The organism is Cupriavidus numazuensis (assembly GCF_905397435.1).
Lineage (GTDB): Bacteria > Pseudomonadota > Gammaproteobacteria > Burkholderiales > Burkholderiaceae > Cupriavidus > Cupriavidus numazuensis.
The window spans coordinates 94,362-112,771 of the sequence record NZ_CAJPVI010000031.1 but is presented as its reverse complement, the minus strand read 5'-3'; the positions used below and the strand labels follow the sequence as shown (position 1 = coordinate 112,771).

Sequence of the window (18,410 nt, the reverse complement as noted above, 5' to 3'; positions counted from 1 at the left end):
AGGCTTTCGTCGCATCTTCTCCCGGTTCGACAAGCTGGACGTGATGTTCATCGCCTTCATCAATTTTGCGCTCATCGTCGACGGGCTCAGATAGTGTGAACAGGCCCTAGCAACTCCAAAGGAAGGATATGCTCACTAAAAGCGAAGAGCTTCTTCCTGAGCATAGGTTTACAGGCTATTCCTTGTCATAGCTCAGACATTCATTTCGCTCTGGAATAGCCACGGCATACTCTCCATTGAGCAGCTCAGTTCAATAATCGAGCGAGCACAGGACCGCCTAGCGGTCGGGCAGCCAGGACGGTGAGGTGGCGCTTCCGTCTGAATATCAAAGCTTCGTCCTTCCTACATCGTCCCTTGCGCTATCTGTTGCGAGTTGGGCCGTCATGCATGGCCCCTGGGAATATTGAGTCAACCCAGTTGTGCATCGCGGCGACCTCCTCTTGTTGGGTGCTTTCTTTTGCGCGCATGGGTACTTCTACATCGCTCCGATTTGCATCGGCGTTGGGCTCGCGCAGCGGTCAGAACCCAGCACTGGGTTGCCGTAACGAGCAGGCGTGATTTCTCCCGCAGGTGGCGACCGTCGCACGCTGGCGTATCGGTGAACACAGCTCATCTATTACCGCGAATGTTTCTTTTGTGGTCTCGAAAACCAGGTGATAGCCTTCCTCCATCCCCTGCTGTATCGGCCATACGTGAGAACTATCCACGTCCCCCCTACGGCGGAAGGGCAACAAACGTGTTCTGCCAGATAGGAATGGAGACGATGACTGCAAATCCGGCACAAGAGGCGAGCAAGATTTCGCCGCAAGGCGCTGTGGCCCACCACGCGTGGCGCATCCGGCGGTTCGCACTTCGCATGGGCGAAGTGCAGGGACAAGGCTATATTGGCCAGGCGCTCGGCTATGCCGATGTGCTGGCCACGGCGTACTGCCATGCCATGAATCTCCGTCCGGGCGAACCGGAGTGGGAAGGCCGCGACCGCTTCCTGCTGTCGCATGGCCACTACGCCATTGCGCTGTATGCGGCTCTGATTGAGGCCGGCATCATCGCTGAAGCTGAGCTGGAGACCTACGGCTCGGATGATAGCCGCCTGCCGATGTCGGGTATGGCCACTTACACCCCGGGCATGGAAATCTCGGGCGGCTCGCTGGGCCAAGGTCTCCCCATTGGTGTGGGCATGGCGCTGGGTCTCAAGATGAAGGGCAGCTCGGCCTTCGTCTACAACTCGATGTCTGACGGCGAACTGGACGAAGGCTCCACCTGGGAAGCCGCCCTGTCGGCCTCGCACCACAAGCTCAGCAACCTGATTTGCCTGGTCGACATCAACCGTCAGCAGGCGGATGGCGTGTCGCACGAGGTGCTGGGCTTCGAACCGCTGCCGGACAAGTGGCAGAGCTTCGGCTGGTACACGCAGCGCGTGAACGGCAACGACCTGCCCGCCGTGATTGAGGCGTTCGACCGCGCCCGCAATCTGAAGGAGCCAGTGCCCCGCGTGATTCTGTTCGACACGCTGATGGGCAAGGGTGTCCCCTTCCTCGAGACCCGCGAAAAGAACCACTTCATCCGCGTTGAGGCTGATGAATGGCAGCACGCCATTTCGGTCCTGGATGCCAACTACGCCGCCACCCAATCCAACGGAGCCGAGCAATGAGCACCGCTGTCGAAAACACGACTCCGACCCAGTCCCAAGCGCCTGCCAAGCCTCGCCTGACCACCTCGGCGATGATTGCCTCCATCGCAGCCGAGGGCCAGCGCACCACCGCAGCCCCGTTTGGCCATGCACTTGTCGCTGAGGCCGAGAAGCGTCCGGAAATCGTCGGCATGACCGCCGACCTCTCCAAGTACACCGACCTACACATCTTCGGCCAAGCGTTCCCGGAGCGCTTCCTGCAGATGGGCATGGCCGAGCAGCTTCTGATGGCCGCCGCCGGCGGCATGGCGAAGGAGGGCTTCACGCCGTTCGCGACCACCTACGCGGTATTCGCCACCCGCCGCGCATATGACTTCATTCACCAAGTCATCGCCGAGGAAAACCTCAACGTCAAGATTTGCGCCGCTCTGCCCGGGCTGACCACCGGGTACGGCCCGAGCCACCAAGCCGCCGAGGACCTGGCGCTGATGCGCGCCATCCCGGGCATGACTGTCGTGGACCCCTGCGACGCCCTCGATACCGAACAAGCCGTCGCCGCCATCGCTGAGTACAAGGGTCCGGTCTACATGCGTCTGCTGCGCGGCAAGGTGCCGCTGGTGCTGGACGAGTACAACTACAAGTTCGAGCTGGGCAAGGCCAAGCTGCTGCGCGACGGCCGTGACGTTTTGATTATCTCGTCGGGTCTGATGACTATGCGCGCACTGGAAGTAGCGCAAGCCATGGCCGGCGGCGCGGCCGACGTGGGCGTACTGCACGTGCCAACCATCAAGCCGCTGGACGTGGACACCATCGTTGAGCAATGCCGCCGCAGCGGACGGCTGGTCGTAGTGGCCGAGAACCACAGCACCGTGGGCGGGCTCAGCGAAGCTGTCGCCATGACGCTGATGCAGGCACGCGTCTACCCCGCGCTCGAAGTGGTGGCCCTGCCTGACCAGTTCCTTGACGCCGGCGCGCTGCCGACGCTGCATGACCGTTACGGCATCTCGACGGAAGTCATCGTCGAGCGCATCAAAGAATGGCTGAAGTAAGGGGAAGGATAATATGAACGTCAATTTCATCGGCCTGGGTGCCATCGGACTGCCGATGGCTCTTCAGATTCGCAATGCGGGTCACATCGTCGGCGGCTTCGATGTAGTACCCGCTGCTTGTGGCAACGCACAGGCTCAGGGCATTGCGGCCGTCAACCGCGTTTCGGACCTACCGACGGCGGACGTAGCCGTCGTGATGGTCGCCACGCCGGACCAGCTAGCAAAGCTCGTTGATGACGCCATTGGTAAGCCCATTGCCAGTACGTGGGTCATCATGTCGACCGTCGGCCCCGCAAGCGTGCGCGAACAAGGCGAGCGCCTGCGTGCTGCAGGCGTGCGCGTGGTGGACGCCCCGGTCACCGGTGGTGTCGCTCGTGCCCGTACTGGTCAACTGGTCATCTTTGCTGCCGGCGATGCCGCCGACATCGAGGCCGTACGGTCGGTACTCCAGGCCATGGGCGAAGTCCGCATCACGGGCGAAAAGCTTGGCGATGGGCAGGCCATCAAGGTCGTCAACCAGCACCTCTGCTCGGTCCATATCGTCGCTGCCGCTGAGGCACTGAATTTGGCCCGCTCGCTCGGTTTGGACCCCGCACAGGTCCTTGGCCTGATTGAGAAAGGCGCGGCCGGCTCTTGGATGCTGTCGGACCGCGGTCCGCGCATGCTCAAGGGCACGGACGTCGAGGTGACGAGCTCAATCAACATCTTCGTGAAGGACAGCGGTCTGGTGGTTGATGCCGCTCAAGGCTGCGGCGCTCAAGTGCCACTGCTCGACATCTCGCATGCGCGGTACTGCCAGGCCGCCGAGGCCGGTCTTGGTCAGCGCGACGATAGCCGAGTCATCGAGACCTTTCAGCAGTAAGTAGTCAAGTAGTAGGTACGGACGGCCCTAAGCAGGCCTCTTCAAGCTGGACGTGGTGCCACAAGCGCCCGTCCAGCAATAGACACGACGATAAACGTCTGGAGACAAAGACAATATGACATCTGCCACGACTCACGCGCCGGAAAAGGACGGCGCGGTCAAGGTATCTATCGCGTCCATGATTGGCTCGGCCGTTGAGAGCTACGACTTCTTCATCTACGGTACGGCTGCTGCTGGATGGTTCGGGAAAATCTTCTTCCACACCACCGAACCTATCGTTGGCATTCTCGCGTCTTTCGCAACCCTGGCGGTCGGCTTCCTGATGCGCCCACTGGGAGGCTATCTCGCAGGCCATTACGGTGACCGACTCGGTCGCAAGGCAGTGCTGTTCTGGTCCTTGCTTGCCATGGGCGGCGCCACCGTATTGATTGGCGCTCTACCGACCTATGAACAGGCCGGCGTGGTCGCTCCAATTCTCCTGATTCTTCTTCGTATGATTCAGGGCGTGGGCTTCGGCGCAGAATGGGGCGGTGCTGTGCTCATGGCGTGCGAGCACTCGCCACCAAATCGGCGCGGCTTCTTCGGTGCCGTGCCCCAAGTTGGTATCCCACTAGGGTTGCTAATGGCGAACGGTGCGTTCCTCATGTCGGCTGTCCTCTTCGAAGGCGACTGGGTCTGGCGTATGCCGTTCCTTGTCTCTATCGTCATGGTTGGCATCGGCCTCTTCATCCGACTGAGTGTCAAGGAGTCGCCTGACTTCGAGGCGATGAAAGAGAAGAACACCATTGTCAAGCAGCCCGCCTTGGACGTGCTGCGAAATGACTGGCGCAAGGTGCTGCGTATCATCGGCCTGCGCTTGGCAGAGACCGGCGGCTACTACGTTACAACCAGCTTCATGCTGTCGTATGTAGTACTGGCGAACATCACGACCAAGGAAAATGTGCTCTGGGGCACCATGATTGGCTCGGCCATCGGCCTTGTCAGCCATTTAATCTACGGTGCTTGGAGCGACCGCGTCGGCCGCCGCCCTGTGTACATGCTCGGTGCTGTCTTTACCATCTTGTTCGGCATCCCAATGTTCATGCTCATCAACACCGGTGCCGGCGTCATGGTGGTGACCGCCATCTCGTTGTCGCTGCTGCTAAGCCACGACCCTATCTTTGCAGTAGAGCCCTCGTGGTTCTCGGAACAGTTTCCAGCCAACGTGCGCTCCTCGGGTATCTCGCTGGGCTACAACGGCGCGTCTCTGGTGGCAGGACTAGTCCCCTTCATTGCGACGGGCCTCTACGGCATGGTGGGCTGGATTGGACCGGCAATTCTGTTCTCGCTGTTAGGTGTCATCTCGACACTGTGTGCGCTCTCGATGCGTGAGACTGCACCAGCTGTTGTAGGCATGGCGGCTAGTTCGCACGAAGCGCGACAACCTGCTTTGCGCTGAAGTCTTTGTAGTTGGGAAGGCCCGTCCCGGTCATCCGCGGCGGGCTTTTTTCCATTTTGCATGCGGCGGCAGCAGAAGCTTCATCTGCCACGCCTTTTTTGTGTCCCCGCCCAGCATAGGTCAGATGACATGCTCTCATCCGTGCATCAACATTTGTCGCTTTACTGCATGGCGCTCTTGAGACCAACATGATGTCATCTGGTAGTGGCGCCCGGGATGACGACAGCCGGCAGACTGGCCCGTATTGTTGGCCGCCCACCCGATATGCGCTTCCTCCAAGCAAAGAGGAAAAATACAGAGGCCCGCTGCTATCCATAACTACGATATGAAATACACAAAACTCGGCTCAACAGGCCTGGACATCTCCCGTCTCTGTTTGGGTTGCATGACCTTCGGTGACCCAGACGCCGGCGCGCATCCCTGGACGCTCGGCGAAGCGGATTCTCGCCCCATCTTCCGCAGCGCAATTGAGCAAGGAATCAACTTCATCGACACCGCCAACAGCTACTCGGCCGGTACGTCAGAAGTAATCGTCGGAAAGTTCATTCGCGAATTTGCCAAGCGTGATGAAATCGTCTTGGCGACGAAGGTATATTTTCCACTCAGCGGTGGCGGGTCGTCCTCTGGAGAGACTAAGCCGAACGACCGCGGCCTGTCGCGAAAGGCCATCATGAGCGCCATTGACGCGAGCCTCTCGCGTCTTGGCACTGACTACGTTGACCTCTACCAGATACATCGGTGGGACTACAACACCCCAATCGCCGAAACGATGGAAGCGCTACATGACGTCGTCAAGGCCGGCAAGGCGCGCTACATCGGCGCGTCGTCGATGTTTGCCTGGCAGTTCGCCAAGGCTCAAGAAATTGCCTCTCGGAACGGCTGGACGAAGTTTGTCTCCATGCAGAATCACGTGAACCTCCTATATCGCGAGGAGGAACGAGAGATGATTCCGTTGTGCCAAGACTTGGGAGTCGGGCTTATGCCTTGGAGTCCTCTTGCTCGCGGCCGATTGACCCGGCCATTTGGCGCTCAGACAAGTCGGATTGAGAAGGACAGCGTTGGCACAGCACTGTACGACCGAACCAAGGAAGCCGACAGCAAGGTCATCGACGCTGTAGAGCGGATAGCCGATGCGCGCGGAGTCCCAATGGCGCAGGTAGCACTGGCTTGGGTGCTAGCGAAACGTAGCGTCTCCGCCCCCATCATCGGCGTCTCAAAGGCATCACAGTTGACTGACTCTATCAGTGCCCTTTCCATTGAGCTCTCGAACGAGGAAAAGCGTAACCTCGAAGTCGAATATGTGCCGCACGAGATAGCGGGCCATCAGTGACACTTTCCACGCCCATCAAATTCCTCCACCGGTTCCTATGCCACGCAAGGCGTGCCCCTACAGGAACGTGCGCAGGCACCAGGAATAGGTGGGGAATACAGGCATCCAGGAAAGCGTAGCGGCGACGTGCGGTTGGAGATTTGGGCCCGATAGCGCTGGATGCAAACCGATGATATAGGTCGGCTATTGGGCATGCGCTTAGGGTAATTTCGCCAGACAAAGGGACCCGCTCGGTGACGCATCGTTGCCGAGTGCGAGTCCCTAGCCAAGCCGCAGCTTGCGATGCGCGTGGGGATACGTACAAGCAGCCATGGAACCTTTTTTCCTAGCCACGCGCACTCATTTGCGCCCTGCGCTCACCAGGTAGCGCCGAAGGTCTGCCGAAGTTCGTCGAGCGCCTCTTCATCCAATGGACTGGGCTTTAGATGAGACATCAGCCAGAGGCGTGCCGTCTCCTCCAACTCCTCCAGAGTGGCCATTGCCTCAGCCGGCGTCATGCCCCAGACATTTGGCCCCAAGCGGTCCATCATTACACCTCTGAGCCGTCCACCTTGGGCTTGATGACCCAAAATGGCGCGAGCGACTAGGTCCGCGGCTCGCGGGTCACCGGGACGGTGATATGGAATCAGAGGAACATGGCCCACCTTCATCACGAAGTATGGGGTGATGGGCGGCAGAATGTCCTCGGTGGACCAAACACCTGCTAGCGTCAAAGCTACCAGATGGGTGGAATGGGTATGGATAACACATCGAGCCTCGGCGTCGGCTTCGTAGATTCGCCGGTGCAGTGCCAGCGTCTTACTCGCTCGGTCGCCACCAACCTGCTCGCCATTGCATGCTACCTTGGCTAATCGGTCCGGCTCGAGAAAGCCCAAACAGGCATCGGTAGGCGTGATGAGGTATCCGTCCTCAAGACGAACGCTGATGTTGCCCGCACTGGCATGCACATACCCGCGCTCAAAGAGGCTGCGGCCCACACGGCAAATCTCAATCCGAATCTCCTGCTCTGTCATGCCAGCATCCCAAAAGCTCTAGTGAAGAAGTCCACGGCGCCAAAATTACCAGACTTCAACGCGAGCATCAGCCCGTCGTCTCCGGCAGCGGGGGATTGCGCATAGCACCATGGCACACCTGGGTCGATTTGCGGACCGATGCGCATCTGCTGCACCTGTAGGGCTTGCACGCAAGCGCCAGAAGTTTCCCCACCAGCCACGATGAGTTGGCGAACACCCCGTTTGACCAACCCGTAGGCAATTTGTGACAGCGCCCGCTCTACGAGGTAGCCGGCCTGCTCCACACCAATCTGAGCTTGCACAGACTTCACTGTCTCGGGTTGCGCAGTTGCATAGAACAGAACCGGGGCTTCGGAGATTCGGGAAGCTGCCCATTGCAGGGCTTCGGCAACGATATCCCTTCCAGCCGCGATGTGTAGAGGGTCAACCGAAAATGCGTCACCGCCGCGCTTGATGAAGTCGACAACTTGAGCATTTGACGCGGCGGAGCAACTCCCCGACACAATAGCGCGAGGTCCACGCACTAGCGGAAGGTTAGCTGCACCCGCACTGGGGGTAATGCCAAAATTCTGCGGCAAGCCAATCGCGACACCAGAGCCTGCCACGACTAACGGCAGCCCCTTGAATGCTTTGCCCATCTCCATGAGGTCTTCGTTATCGATGGCATCTACAACAGCGAAGCGTTTCCCGACAGACTGGAGGCGCTCCAGTTGGTCGCGGATTGCTTTGGCGCCTTGCCGTACGTACCCATGGTCCGCAAGTCCTACCTCGCCCTTGCTCTGTCGTCGAAGAATATGAGTGAGGTTGGAGTCCGTCATCGGCGTGAGCGGATGATGACGCATGCTACTGTCGCTAAGAAGTACGTCACCCACGTACAGGTGGCCCTTGTAGACAGTGCGGTTCGTCTCTGGGAAGGCGGGACAGACCGGAACAATTCCGACTTGCAAAGCGTCGGCCAATGCTTCGGCGACAGGGCCAATGTTTCCTCTGTCCGTGGAATCAAAGGTCGAGCAAACCTTGAAGTACAGTTGCTCTACGCCCTGGCGTTGCAACCACTTTGCTGCGTAAAGCGACTGCTCGACGGCTTCGGCAACCGGGGCTGTTCGCGACTTCAGTGCGACGACGATTGCGTCCGCATCTACGACAGTTGAAGTAGCACCGGCGTTGTCCGACAGAGTGGGGACGCCGATTGTTTGAACCACGCGCATACCAGCGCGGACCAAGTTATTCGCGAGGTCTGTCGCGCCGGTGAAATCGTCGGCGATGCATCCTAGTAGTGGCTTTTTGCTGTGTGGGCTCAATTTTCCGGCTCCATTTGTGCGTACGGAACCCTTGCCGCAGAAACGCCAGAGGGCACCGCTTAGTTCGTGGTGTCGTGGGAAAACAAAACGACGCGGCCAAAAGGCACCCGTCGAACAGAGAGGACTTTCGGCCCGTATGTCGCAAGATACGACTGAGCCAGGAAGTCCAGCAACGATGCATTGCACGGTTGCTGGCGCCATGGCCCACTTTGAAATGCCCGAAGAAAACGCGAATGCGTAGGGCTACTCAGGCTTTATCTTTGCGGTTTGAATGACCTCAGCCCAAGCGGCCAATTCCTTCTTTGTGAATGCGTCCAGCTGCGCCGGGTTCATGTATGCTGCATATGCACCTTGCGCATTCACCGTTGAGCGGACCTGCTCACTCTCGAGCACCTTCCTGACTTCCTCAGATAGCTTGTCGATGATGGGCTTGGGAGTCGCTGCAGGTGCATAAAGCGCGAACCACGACTCCACCTCATAACCCGGAAGCCCAGCTTCTGCGGACGTAGGGATGTTGGGCAGCGACGGGTGCCGCTTGGGCGCGGTATAGGCGAGCACCTTAACGTTGCCCGACTGGACGTGAGGCATCACCGTTGGCGGGGTGGTGATGAAAACATCCACTTGACCGCTAATCACGTCCGTCATTGCGGGTGCGGAGCCCTTGTACGCAACGTGTGTCATCGGCAGCTTCGTCTTTTCACGGAACATTTCACCGGCAATGTGCTGAATCGAACCAGGCCCTGACGATGCGTAGGAGAGGCCATCCGGCTTCTTCTTACCGTAGGCAATCAACTCCTTGAGGTTGCTTACGGGTATGGCCTTGCCAACGACGATGACATGCGGGGCACGCATGAGCATCGCAACGCCCTTATAGTCCCGTTCTGGGTTCCATCGCATCTTGCCGGGGAACAGGGAGGGATTCCCGACATGGTATCCAGAGTACTGGACCAGAAAGGTGTATCCATCGCCTCCGTTCCGTAGGGCGACTTCCGCACCGATGTTGCCGGCTCCGCCGGGCCGGTTCTCGATGATGACAGCCTGTCCAAGCGCCTTCGAAAGCGGGTCGGAAATCTGCCGCGCAATGAAATCGGTTGAGCCACCCGGCGCGCTCGGCACCACGAAAGTGATTGGTTTGGTGGGCCATGTGCCTTGTCCGTAGGCAAGATTGGCCAAAGCCACTGCACCGACAACTACGCCTTTTTTTAGCAAGCTTTGCATTTCCTTTGTCTCCTCTGCGGTACGCTACTTAGGCGCCCATCTTGGTTGCCAAATCCTGCAGGTCACTGGCCACTACATCCCAATCGTCCTTGGCTTCGAGGTCAGTAGTTTGTCCAGGGCCGTATTCAGTCGGTCTGGGAACGAATGCTGTGCGCAAGCCCACCGACCTTGCAGCAGCCAGGTCATAGTTGTGCGCGGCGCACATCATCACCTCATTGGGTTCCAGGTACATTTGCCTGCAGACACCTAGGTACGTGTCCGGATGAGGCTTGTATCGCTGGAAATGCTCGCACGAGAAGATGGAGTCCCACGGGAGCTCTGCATGCTTTGCCATGTTGACCAAGAGTGCAATATTCCCGTTCGAAAGCGGCCCAATCACGTATCGCTTTTTGAGGCGATTCAGGCCAGCCACGGCATCTGGCCATGCGTTGAGCCGATGCCACACACGGTTCACATGCATGCGTTGGGCGTCGCTGAGATTCGACAGGCCGTACTCCGGAAGCAAGCTGCAAAGCGCCTCGAAGTGCAAGTCGTCAATATTCGTCCAACCTATTTCTCCACGACGTACTCGGTCCTTTTGGGGCTCGTACCGCCCCCGCCATTCGTCGACCAGGCTCGACCAGTCGGCATGGACGCCGCTGGCTTCGCCCCACTGGCTGAGGTCCGCGATAATGCTCCCACGCCAGTCGACGACGGTTCCGAAGGTATCGAACACTATCGCCTTTACTGTTTCGGTTTTTATCACCATGTCATACCTCGAGGTGGTTAGTCTCCGCGATGCCACAAGTCAGTCGCGTGTATTGCGTGACCTTCTTGTCGGTAATCCATGACGCACTAACCGAATCGAATGCTTTGAAATGAGCACTAGCAAGGTGCTCATCGAACGCGCCAGGGCTTGCGTAGACTTCATAAAGAAAGAACTCTTGTTTGGTCACGTCCTCGCAGACATCGAACAAAAGACAACCAAACTCCAAGCAAAGGGAAGTGTGAGCGTTCTCCAGAATCGCCTTTCTAAAGTCGTCCACATGCTCCGACCGGACTTTGAAGCAGACAGTCACGACATGACCGTCCGTTGCTCGTGAGGTTCGCACCGTGCTCATTGCGGCAACGCGCGGAGCGCGATGGGGAGCGCATCAATGACAGCTTTGGTCATATCCGCCGTACCGGCAGCGCCGCCATATTCCATGGGGACGACGCCGCCAGCTGCCAACGCGTGCTCAACCGCCTTTTCGATGAGCGTCCCACACGTTGCCAGTTGAGGCTCATCGTGCCGGAAGGCGAGCCACTCCAGCATCATCGCGGCCGACAACAACATCGCACACGGATTTGCCTTTCCTTGACCGGCGATGTCCGGGGCGGTGCCGTGTGCCGGCTGGAACAGACCGTGGTTGTCGCCGATGTCGGCGGAGGATGCCATACCCATGCCGCCAATTAGGCCCGCGGCCAGGTCCGACAGGATGTCCCCAAACATGTTCTCGGTGACCATCACATCAAGAGTCCACGGCTTCTTGACCATGGTGAGGGCCATAGCGTCAACATAGGCATGGTCCTTCTCGATGGCGGGGTACCGAGATGCAACCTCATCGAAGACCTTTCGGAAGAAAGCCATCGAAGCAAACACGTTCGCCTTGTCGACGCAGGTCACGCGAGAGGACTTCCCTCGTGCCTTGCGTTGCTCTGCAAGGCGGAATGCAAACTCGGTTACCCGCGTGCTACCCGTGCGAGTAATCTGCATGGTGTCGTAGGCCTCCTCGTCGTTCTCAACACGTCCGCGTCCGCGCGCATAGAAGAGGCCTTCGGTTTGCTCTCGCACAAGGACGAAATCAATCTCCTTGGCGCGCTCGTCGGTGAGAACTCTGGGAAGGCCGGGGAACCATCGAATCGGCCGAACGCCTGCATAGAGGCCCAGTTCCATCCGCAGGTCCAGCTGCGGGATGATTTCCGTACCGTCAGCGTGACGAATATCCGGCCACCCCATTGCGCCAAACAGAATCGCGCTGGACTCCTTGCAAGCCTTGAGCGTCTCGTCCGGCAATGCCACCCCTGATTCGGCGTAGTACTGAGCGCCTGCGTTGTAGGTAGTACAGCGCAGCGCGGGCCCGCCGCACAAACCTTGCGCCGCTTGAAGCACCTGCAGGCAGGCGCCCATGACCTCCCTGCCAATTCCATCGCCCGGAAGCACGGCAATTTCCAGTGTTTGTGTCGTTCCTCTGCTCATCCTCGTCTCCACTAACTGATGCGTTATTGCATACGTTAATGAATACGTTATAGCAGGGAACGCGGGACTGTCAATGACTCGTTAGTGCTTCATGAAGCGGAGGGGTTGGACAGACGCAGCGATGGCGCAGGGGACGAAGGTCGGGCGACGGACTAGTGCCACCTCTGCGGCGCCTTACAACGAGATTGCAGGACCGGCTGCGCAAAAAGAGGAGAAAGCAGCAACCCGGCCTTCCCACCCTCGCGCTCAATCGTTGGGGTAGCACAAGAGCCAGTCAGGGGAGTCGGCGACGTCACTTCGAGGGACGTTCCAAGAAGAACAGTTGGCTACCTGCCATCGCCCGCCCGCAGAAGCTGAAACGTGGAATGCCGGTTGAAGCGGCGTATTGCTGAAAGGGCTACTGACTCCTATCTTCGTTCTGGGTAGCCCTGTGTGCGGCGACCCAAGAAGAAGAAGGAGGCACATCATGGCTTATCACGTTTCGGCCGTTTTCGACAACAGCATTGTCCGAGCGGGCAGCAGCACAAACATCATTCTGAGGGTTAGTGTGACCGATGAGAACGGGCACGGCGTTAGGCATTTGAACAAAGGAAATTTCAGAATCCTAGACTTCATGGGCCCACACGATGATGGACTCTTTAACCCCGCCTATTGCAACATCGAATCGTTCAGTGCCCTCGATGCGGCTGGCCAAAGCGAATTTGACCGCGAAGCATGCAGTGGCTACTACACGCTATATGTCAGCCCTGCAGGCGACTGGTGGCAGCAAAAGACCCTTGCTATTACCGTTCAGATTCTTGAAGACTTGGATGTCAAGCCAGGCGTAGGACACGGACCAGGGCATCTTGCTGGTGCGGGTGCTACCTTCGCCTATTGCCACACAATTGCCCAATTGACATTCAAAATCCCCGAGGGGACTTCGTGGACAGATGGTTGACTGAAGTAGACTTCTTGCCACATCGCACCTGTGACTTCCTTGCTCATCGCTTCTCTGCTTACTAGGAGACGATTCTCGAGATGGAGAATTTCTCTCTAATGAGAACTATGACGTAACGCCACCATGTTCGGGGCAAACTAGCTCTCGAATACGTGGCGGAACTCCATGAGCAGGGACCAAGGTGCGGACCGGCATACACTCGCTGTGGTGCAGAATTTGGACCAGCGTGCTATCACGCTGGTCTAAATCTCGACACCGGTGCGAAAGCCGGAGGCCGCCCTCCATACCCTACAAATGCTGGAGTCCGAGTTTTTGCAGCAAGTCGAGAAGTTCCTTTCCCGCGCGCTCGCGGTGCGCACGTTGCACCTCGCGTGCCGCCTCCGGGTCTCCTTTTCGGATGGCCTTCAGAAGGTCCCTATGCTCACGCGTCGAATGAACTGGCTTGGCTCTTAGACGAAGCGTCACCATCCGTGCTCGGTGTGCTCTGTCCCACGTATTGAGCACCATTTGCTTAAGCATTCGATTGCCACTGAGGCTGAGCAGTTGCGCGTGAAAAGCTTCGTCCGCCTGCGCCCACGCATCCAGGTCGTCGCGCTTCAGCGCGGAGTCCATTGCATCTGACGCCTCCTCCAAGGGTCGTAGCTCCTCCGAACTCAAGCGCCTCGCGGCGGCAAGTTCAGCAGCGGTTGACTCGAGTGAGGTCAGTACCTCGTAGATTTCCTTCATGTCGGCCGGCGACACTGGAAGAACGCGCACACCGTGGCGTGGCACGACCTCCACGAGTCCTTCTTGCTGCAATCGCAGCAGCGCCTCGCGCACAGGAGTTCGACTCATTTCGAGTTGACTCGCTACCTCCTGCTCGGTGGCTTGGAAGCCCGGCGGCCAGCGGTTTTCGAGAATGTTGTCGCGGACCTTCCGGTACGCAGCTTCCGGCATTGTCAGCGACTCAACCTCCTCGACGCGAGCGCGCTCTTTGCGCGAAGAAACCATGCTTGCCTCCCACCCGACAGAACGGAAAACACCGACATAAAGATACGCATAAGGCACTTAATGTCAATGCATACATTAACGTATCCCTATTGTACGTCGACGCACCGATGAGAAGCTTCAGCAAATCAATGCCATGTCTCTGGCATCCCAGCCTGCACCCGGCCTTCAACAAAAAAAAGCCTCTACCGCGCGGATAGAGGCTGCGAAGAGACAACAACGCTATTTAGAGGAAGCCAATCGACAACCAAGGAATCGTTGCGACCAGCACTAGCCCCACGAAGAGGGCAATCATGTAGCCCCAGATGGGTCGAAGTCCTTCACTTGGCTCCACTCGTCCCACCGCGCAGGCAGCATAGTAGCCAACGCCCACCGGCGGCATGAACAGTCCCATGCCCATCGCCAGCACGACAATCATTGCATAGTGCACCTCATTCACACCGAGGCTTTTCGCAATTGGGAAAACGAGCGGTGCAAAGAGAACAATCGCCGGAATGCCCTCCAGGACGCTGCCAAGAATCACAAAGGCGACGATGGAGACCGCGATGAACATGGCCGGCCCACCCGGAAGGCTACTCATCAGTGCCGCCAAGTCCTGCGAGAAGCCTGACTGCGTTAGCGACCAGGCAACTGCAGTAGCAGCGCCGATGATGAAAAGGATTGCCCCGGACAGCGAGACAGTCTCTACCAGCATCTGGCCCAACCGCTTGATGTCGAAATGGCGATACACAATCGCACCAACAACCAGCGAATAGATGATGCCAATCGTCGAGACTTCGGTTGCAGTGGCCATCCCCTCTACCACGGCCGACCGAATCACGAACGGGAGTGCAAGAGCAGGCAGTGCCACGATGAACGCCTTCGCAATCTCAGACTTTGGCGTCTTCTTGACAGAGGACAGGTCTTCATTCTTGTAGCGCCACCACACCACAGTGCACAGCGTGATGCCGAGCACAACGCCTGGTAGCAGCCCACCGGTGAACAAGGCCGAAATTGAAACCCCCGTCACAGAACCAATCGTAATCAGCACGATGCTGGGAGGAATCGTTTCAGTCTGCGCGCCCGTTGCGGCCAATAGCGCGACAAGGTCACCGGGCTTGGCACCGCGCTGCTGCATCTCCGGGAAGAGTGCCGGCGCAACCGCTGCCATATCCGCAGTCTTCGAGCCCGAAATGCCGGAAACCAGATACATGGCCCCAACCAGCACGTATGACAAGCCTCCCCGAACATGTCCGAGCAGCGTGGCCAGGAAGCCCACCATAGCTCGCGCCATCCCGTTCGACTCAATCTGCAATCCCAGGAACACGAAGAGCGGCACCGCCAGCAGGATAAGGTGGCTCATCCCCTCGTCCAGTCGGCCCGCGAGAACGATGGTCGGTGTGGACGTTGATGTGAAAACATACGCCAGCGCCGACAGGGCGAACACAAACGCGATTGGTACCCCGAGGGCCACACCGAGGCCAATCATCCCAACGAAGAAAATCAGCAGATTCCAATTCCCGAAGTCGGTAAAGATTGGCTTGGCCACCGTCAGCAACCCGTAGACCGCTATCGCGACGACCGCAGCGATGAGCATGCTGCGAAACATCCCTTCCTTAAAAATCCGGAATGCAGCGAAGACAATCATAAGAGCTACGCCGGTGGGCAGCGCCGCGGCACGCCACAGGTTGGAAATCTCCAACGCAGGCGTCGTCACAATGGCCTCTTCCATTGCGTAATCAATCGCCGGATGCAGAATCGCAACCATGAACGCCAACGGTACCGCCAGTGCAATGGTTTCGAGTACTCGTCGATTGCGCGAGTTCGCACGCCCGACCAACGCCGTCATACGCATGTGCTGTCCGCGCTGGAATGCGATGGACGCACCAAGCATCGACAGCCAGATGAAGAGAATCGAGGCTAATTCGTCGGACCAAGTAATCGGCGTGTTGAGAACATAGCGCGCAATCACGCCTGTGAAAAGAATGCCGATTTCCGCAACGAGAATAGTCGATGCCACGATTTCCACGCAGCGAAGCAGGACATGCTCACACGAATCGGCAAAAGTTCGACGCCCCATGGGAATAGTCGATGATAGAGTTTCCATCGCAAACCTCACTATTGGCGGATTACGCCAGCTTGCCAGCTGTTGCTTCGAGCAACCCCCAGGCCTCGTCGCCCATCCGCTTGCGCCAGTCAGCGTAAAAGCCGGATTGCTGCAACTTGGCACGGAACGCATTGGTGTCGACGTCAGAGAACTGGATTCCCTTTGCCGTTAGATTCGCCTTGAGTTCCTTATTCAGCGTCTCCACGTCAGCGCGTTGCTGCAATGCGCTGTCATTCATCACCTTCGTAATGATGTCTCGCGTCGCGGCCGGCATAGACTCGAAGGAGCGTCGATTGGCGACCATCCAGAAACCATCCCACATGTGGTTGGTGTTCGAGATGTACTTGCCCACCTCATACATCTTCGCGAAGTAGATGCCAGCGAGGGGGTTCTCCAACCCGTCAGCGACTTTCGTCTGAAGCGCGGAATACGTTTCGCCCCAAGGGATGGAAACCGGCGAGGCGCCGATGGCCTTGAACATGGAAGTCCACAGCGGGCTCGGGGGAACGCGAATCTTGAAGGCTTTGATGTCGTCCGGCGTGCGAATGGCTTTGTTTGAGGACAAGGTCTGGCGGAAGCCGTTATCCCACATCTTGTCGAAGGCGATAAGGTTTGCCTTGGAGAAGGCATTGATAACGTGCTTGCCCAATGCACCGTCCATTGCAGCCCATACCTTGCTGTAATCAGAGAAGGCGAATCCGATGCCATTGATAGATGCAACCGGAACGAGCGTCGCCAGGACGAGTCCAGTCTGGACGAACAGGTCAATGCCACCCGCGCGCAACTGCGCGAGCATGTCAGCATCCGTTCCCAACTGGCTTGCCGGGAAGACTTGGATGTCTACCGCACCGTTGGTCTGCTCCTTGATTTTTGCGCTCGCCTCTCGCAGGCGAACGTTCAGAGGATGGTCGACCGGCATGATGTTCGCGCACTTCAGCTTGAACTTTGCCTGGCCGAAGACGAGGCCCGGGAACGCCATTGAGGCACCGGCGGCCGCTGCTCCAGTGAGCACGAGCCTGCGACGGGTGGAATTGACCATGTTGTCTCCTTACTTCGTTCTATATCGCTTTACACAACCGTAACCTTCACTCGCCGAAGAACTTCATCAGTTCCTGCGAGATGAATTCCGGCTGTTCCTCGGTGACCCAGTGGCCGCAGTCAGGAATCAAGCCGCCACGGACGTCCTCTGCAACGCGCTTCACGGATTCAATCGTGTCCATGCCGCGACCGAAGCTCTTGCTTCCCCCGAGCGCGAGGACCGGCATCTTGAGCTTGCCGTTGGCCTCCAGCATTGCCTTGTTGTCTTCGTTATCCTGGGGCAATGCGCGGTAGAAGGAGTACATCGCGCGCATGGCACCGGGCTTGGTGTAGGTGCGCAGATACTCCTTCTTGTCTTCCTCGGAAATGCAAGTCGGACGATGACCGTAGTTTTCGAACAGCCAGTTGAGAATCAGGTGTTCACGGTCTTGGAACAGCACCTCTGGGAAGTCGGGGGTGCGGAACAGCGCGTGGTGCCAACGGCGGCCGTTCTGGGAAAAATCGTGCCCATCGCCCGGAATCGCTACGTCAAGAATTGCGAGCTTGCGCACCGCCTCCCGATGTTGAGCGGCCAGCGAGAATGCAGTCGGACCACCCCAGTCATGGCCAACCAGGAAGAATTCCTTGATGTTCAGCTTCTGCAGCAGTTGCCAGACGTCGTTGGAGACCGTCTTCTTGTCGTAGCCGGAGCCAGGCCTGGAGGAATCGCCGAGGCCGCGCAGGTCCGGAGCAATCACGGAGTACTTCTTGGTGAGCTCCGGAATAATGAAACGCCATTCATACGAAGTCTGCGGGATGCCGTGCAGCAGTACAACCGGAAACCCCTCGCCTGCCTTGAGGTAGTGCAGGGTGACATCATCCAGGTCGGCGTAGTGACTTGTAACTTGGGTCATTTCATTTCCTTAGAAGGCAGCGGTCTGGCGTTGGCGTGTGGCACAGCCGCGAAGTGGCACAGAACAGCAGAGTCATCCCATCGCCCCTTGCCCTGGCCACTGACAGCAGGGAAGACATAAAGGCAACCTGGAAAACCGCGTCGCAACGTTCTCGCGGCGCGCCGCTTCCAGAACCACGCGACGACTCAAAAAAATGAGAAATAGACTTCGCGCGTGAATATCTCGCTTTAAATAAAGCTCAATTTCGCGCTAGAAATTTGGAAAAGCGTTTCGACTTTTTCATGTTGTCTCCAGAGCACGACGGCGGTGGACGTGCTTCTATTTATAGGGCCTTGCGTGGCCCGGTGATGGTATGTTGGTTCACGGGAATGATGCGGTCAAGCGAATAAAAACCGTGTATGAGTGAACTG

General features: G+C 58.1%; 16 protein-coding genes and 1 pseudogene. 7 read left to right on the top strand and 10 right to left on the bottom strand.

Translation table 11 applies throughout. The features are described from left to right. The 6 genes and pseudogenes from KHO41_RS23535 to KHO41_RS23510 form a co-directional block, all read left to right on the top strand. Positions 1-94 (top strand): annotated as a pseudogene (locus KHO41_RS23535) (IS5-like element ISCARN85 family transposase); the annotation flags it as partial. A gap of 669 nt (positions 95-763) precedes the next feature. Further along, on the top strand, positions 764-1,651 hold the full coding sequence (locus KHO41_RS23530) for a transketolase (RefSeq protein WP_280519713.1): 888 nt from the start codon (positions 764-766) through the stop codon (positions 1,649-1,651). Beyond that, positions 1,648-2,679 carry a transketolase family protein gene (locus tag KHO41_RS23525; RefSeq protein WP_211955684.1) on the top strand — a complete coding sequence of 344 codons (1,032 nt, stop codon included), beginning with the start codon at positions 1,648-1,650 and terminating at the stop codon, positions 2,677-2,679. Before KHO41_RS23530 ends, KHO41_RS23525 begins: the two co-directional genes overlap by 4 nt. A gap of 13 nt (positions 2,680-2,692) precedes the next feature. Beyond that, positions 2,693-3,541, top strand: coding sequence for an NAD(P)-dependent oxidoreductase (locus KHO41_RS23520; RefSeq protein WP_211955683.1), 849 nt, complete (start codon positions 2,693-2,695; stop codon positions 3,539-3,541). A gap of 115 nt (positions 3,542-3,656) precedes the next feature. Continuing rightward, the gene (locus KHO41_RS23515) at positions 3,657-4,979 is read left to right on the top strand and encodes an MFS transporter (RefSeq protein WP_211955682.1); all 1,323 of its coding nucleotides are present in this window, start codon (positions 3,657-3,659) and stop codon (positions 4,977-4,979) included. A 325-nt stretch (positions 4,980-5,304) separates the two neighbouring features. Then, positions 5,305-6,309, top strand: a complete 1,005-nt coding sequence (locus tag KHO41_RS23510) for an aldo/keto reductase (protein ID WP_211955681.1) — start codon at positions 5,305-5,307, stop codon at positions 6,307-6,309. Between the two features lie 356 nt (positions 6,310-6,665). On the opposite strand, the gene KHO41_RS23505 is transcribed toward KHO41_RS23510, so the two are convergent. The 6 genes from KHO41_RS23505 to KHO41_RS23480 all read right to left on the bottom strand — a co-directional run bounded on the left by KHO41_RS23505 (position 6,666) and on the right by KHO41_RS23480 (position 12,059). Continuing rightward, complete coding sequence (locus KHO41_RS23505) at positions 6,666-7,322, bottom strand: class II aldolase/adducin family protein (RefSeq protein ID WP_211955680.1); 657 nt, start codon at positions 7,320-7,322, stop codon at positions 6,666-6,668. Further along, positions 7,319-8,623 (bottom strand): 3-oxo-tetronate kinase, encoded by a 1,305-nt coding sequence (gene otnK / locus KHO41_RS23500; RefSeq protein ID WP_211955679.1) that lies wholly within the window; start codon positions 8,621-8,623, stop codon positions 7,319-7,321. The genes KHO41_RS23505 and otnK overlap by 4 nt, the downstream gene beginning before the upstream one ends. 243 nt (positions 8,624-8,866) lie before the next feature. Continuing rightward, positions 8,867-9,841, bottom strand: a complete 975-nt coding sequence (locus KHO41_RS23495) for a Bug family tripartite tricarboxylate transporter substrate binding protein (RefSeq protein WP_211955678.1) — start codon at positions 9,839-9,841, stop codon at positions 8,867-8,869. A 28-nt stretch (positions 9,842-9,869) separates the two neighbouring features. Beyond that, entirely contained in the window at positions 9,870-10,589 is a 720-nt protein-coding gene (locus KHO41_RS23490) for a haloacid dehalogenase type II (RefSeq protein ID WP_244873992.1), read from the bottom strand. A 1-nt stretch (position 10,590) separates the two neighbouring features. Then, on the bottom strand, positions 10,591-10,941 hold the full coding sequence (locus KHO41_RS23485) for a putative quinol monooxygenase (protein ID WP_211955677.1): 351 nt from the start codon (positions 10,939-10,941) through the stop codon (positions 10,591-10,593). Further along, entirely contained in the window at positions 10,938-12,059 is a 1,122-nt protein-coding gene (locus KHO41_RS23480; RefSeq protein ID WP_211955676.1) for an isocitrate/isopropylmalate dehydrogenase family protein, read from the bottom strand. Before KHO41_RS23480 ends, KHO41_RS23485 begins: the two co-directional genes overlap by 4 nt. A gap of 466 nt (positions 12,060-12,525) precedes the next feature. Here KHO41_RS23480 and KHO41_RS23475 point away from each other — a divergent pair, with 466 nt between their 5' ends. After that, positions 12,526-12,996, top strand: coding sequence for a hypothetical protein (locus KHO41_RS23475; protein ID WP_211955675.1), 471 nt, complete (start codon positions 12,526-12,528; stop codon positions 12,994-12,996). Between the two features lie 288 nt (positions 12,997-13,284). Here the strand turns inward: KHO41_RS23475 and KHO41_RS23470 are convergent, their stop codons facing one another. From KHO41_RS23470 to KHO41_RS23455, 4 genes are all read right to left on the bottom strand, one after another. After that, positions 13,285-13,986, bottom strand: coding sequence for a GntR family transcriptional regulator (locus tag KHO41_RS23470; protein ID WP_211955674.1), 702 nt, complete (start codon positions 13,984-13,986; stop codon positions 13,285-13,287). A 223-nt stretch (positions 13,987-14,209) separates the two neighbouring features. Beyond that, positions 14,210-16,069, bottom strand: coding sequence for a TRAP transporter large permease (locus tag KHO41_RS23465; RefSeq protein WP_211955673.1), 1,860 nt, complete (start codon positions 16,067-16,069; stop codon positions 14,210-14,212). Between the two features lie 22 nt (positions 16,070-16,091). Next, positions 16,092-17,108, bottom strand: coding sequence for a TRAP transporter substrate-binding protein (locus tag KHO41_RS23460; RefSeq protein WP_211955672.1), 1,017 nt, complete (start codon positions 17,106-17,108; stop codon positions 16,092-16,094). A gap of 46 nt (positions 17,109-17,154) precedes the next feature. Next, on the bottom strand, positions 17,155-18,000 hold the full coding sequence (locus KHO41_RS23455; protein WP_211955671.1) for an alpha/beta fold hydrolase: 846 nt from the start codon (positions 17,998-18,000) through the stop codon (positions 17,155-17,157). Between the last annotated feature and the right edge of the window lie 410 nt (positions 18,001-18,410).

What these genes read in the sequence shown, in the direction of transcription:
- KHO41_RS23530 (WP_280519713.1), top strand. Translation starts at nt 764, where the DNA reads ATGACTGCAAATCCGGCACAAGAGGCGAGCAAGATTTCGCCGCAAGGC.
- KHO41_RS23525 (WP_211955684.1), top strand. Translation starts at nt 1,648, where the DNA reads ATGAGCACCGCTGTCGAAAACACGACTCCGACCCAGTCCCAAGCGCCT.
- KHO41_RS23520 (WP_211955683.1), top strand. Translation starts at nt 2,693, where the DNA reads ATGAACGTCAATTTCATCGGCCTGGGTGCCATCGGACTGCCGATGGCT.
- KHO41_RS23515 (WP_211955682.1), top strand. Translation starts at nt 3,657, where the DNA reads ATGACATCTGCCACGACTCACGCGCCGGAAAAGGACGGCGCGGTCAAG.
- KHO41_RS23510 (WP_211955681.1), top strand. Translation starts at nt 5,305, where the DNA reads ATGAAATACACAAAACTCGGCTCAACAGGCCTGGACATCTCCCGTCTC.
- KHO41_RS23505 (WP_211955680.1), bottom strand. Translation starts at nt 7,322, where the DNA reads ATGACAGAGCAGGAGATTCGGATTGAGATTTGCCGTGTGGGCCGCAGC.
- KHO41_RS23495 (WP_211955678.1), bottom strand. Translation starts at nt 9,841, where the DNA reads ATGCAAAGCTTGCTAAAAAAAGGCGTAGTTGTCGGTGCAGTGGCTTTG.
- KHO41_RS23490 (WP_244873992.1), bottom strand. Translation starts at nt 10,589, where the DNA reads ATGGTGATAAAAACCGAAACAGTAAAGGCGATAGTGTTCGATACCTTC.
- KHO41_RS23485 (WP_211955677.1), bottom strand. Translation starts at nt 10,941, where the DNA reads ATGAGCACGGTGCGAACCTCACGAGCAACGGACGGTCATGTCGTGACT.
- KHO41_RS23480 (WP_211955676.1), bottom strand. Translation starts at nt 12,059, where the DNA reads ATGAGCAGAGGAACGACACAAACACTGGAAATTGCCGTGCTTCCGGGC.
- KHO41_RS23475 (WP_211955675.1), top strand. Translation starts at nt 12,526, where the DNA reads ATGGCTTATCACGTTTCGGCCGTTTTCGACAACAGCATTGTCCGAGCG.
- KHO41_RS23470 (WP_211955674.1), bottom strand. Translation starts at nt 13,986, where the DNA reads ATGGTTTCTTCGCGCAAAGAGCGCGCTCGCGTCGAGGAGGTTGAGTCG.
- KHO41_RS23465 (WP_211955673.1), bottom strand. Translation starts at nt 16,069, where the DNA reads ATGGAAACTCTATCATCGACTATTCCCATGGGGCGTCGAACTTTTGCC.
- KHO41_RS23460 (WP_211955672.1), bottom strand. Translation starts at nt 17,108, where the DNA reads ATGGTCAATTCCACCCGTCGCAGGCTCGTGCTCACTGGAGCAGCGGCC.
- KHO41_RS23455 (WP_211955671.1), bottom strand. Translation starts at nt 18,000, where the DNA reads ATGACCCAAGTTACAAGTCACTACGCCGACCTGGATGATGTCACCCTG.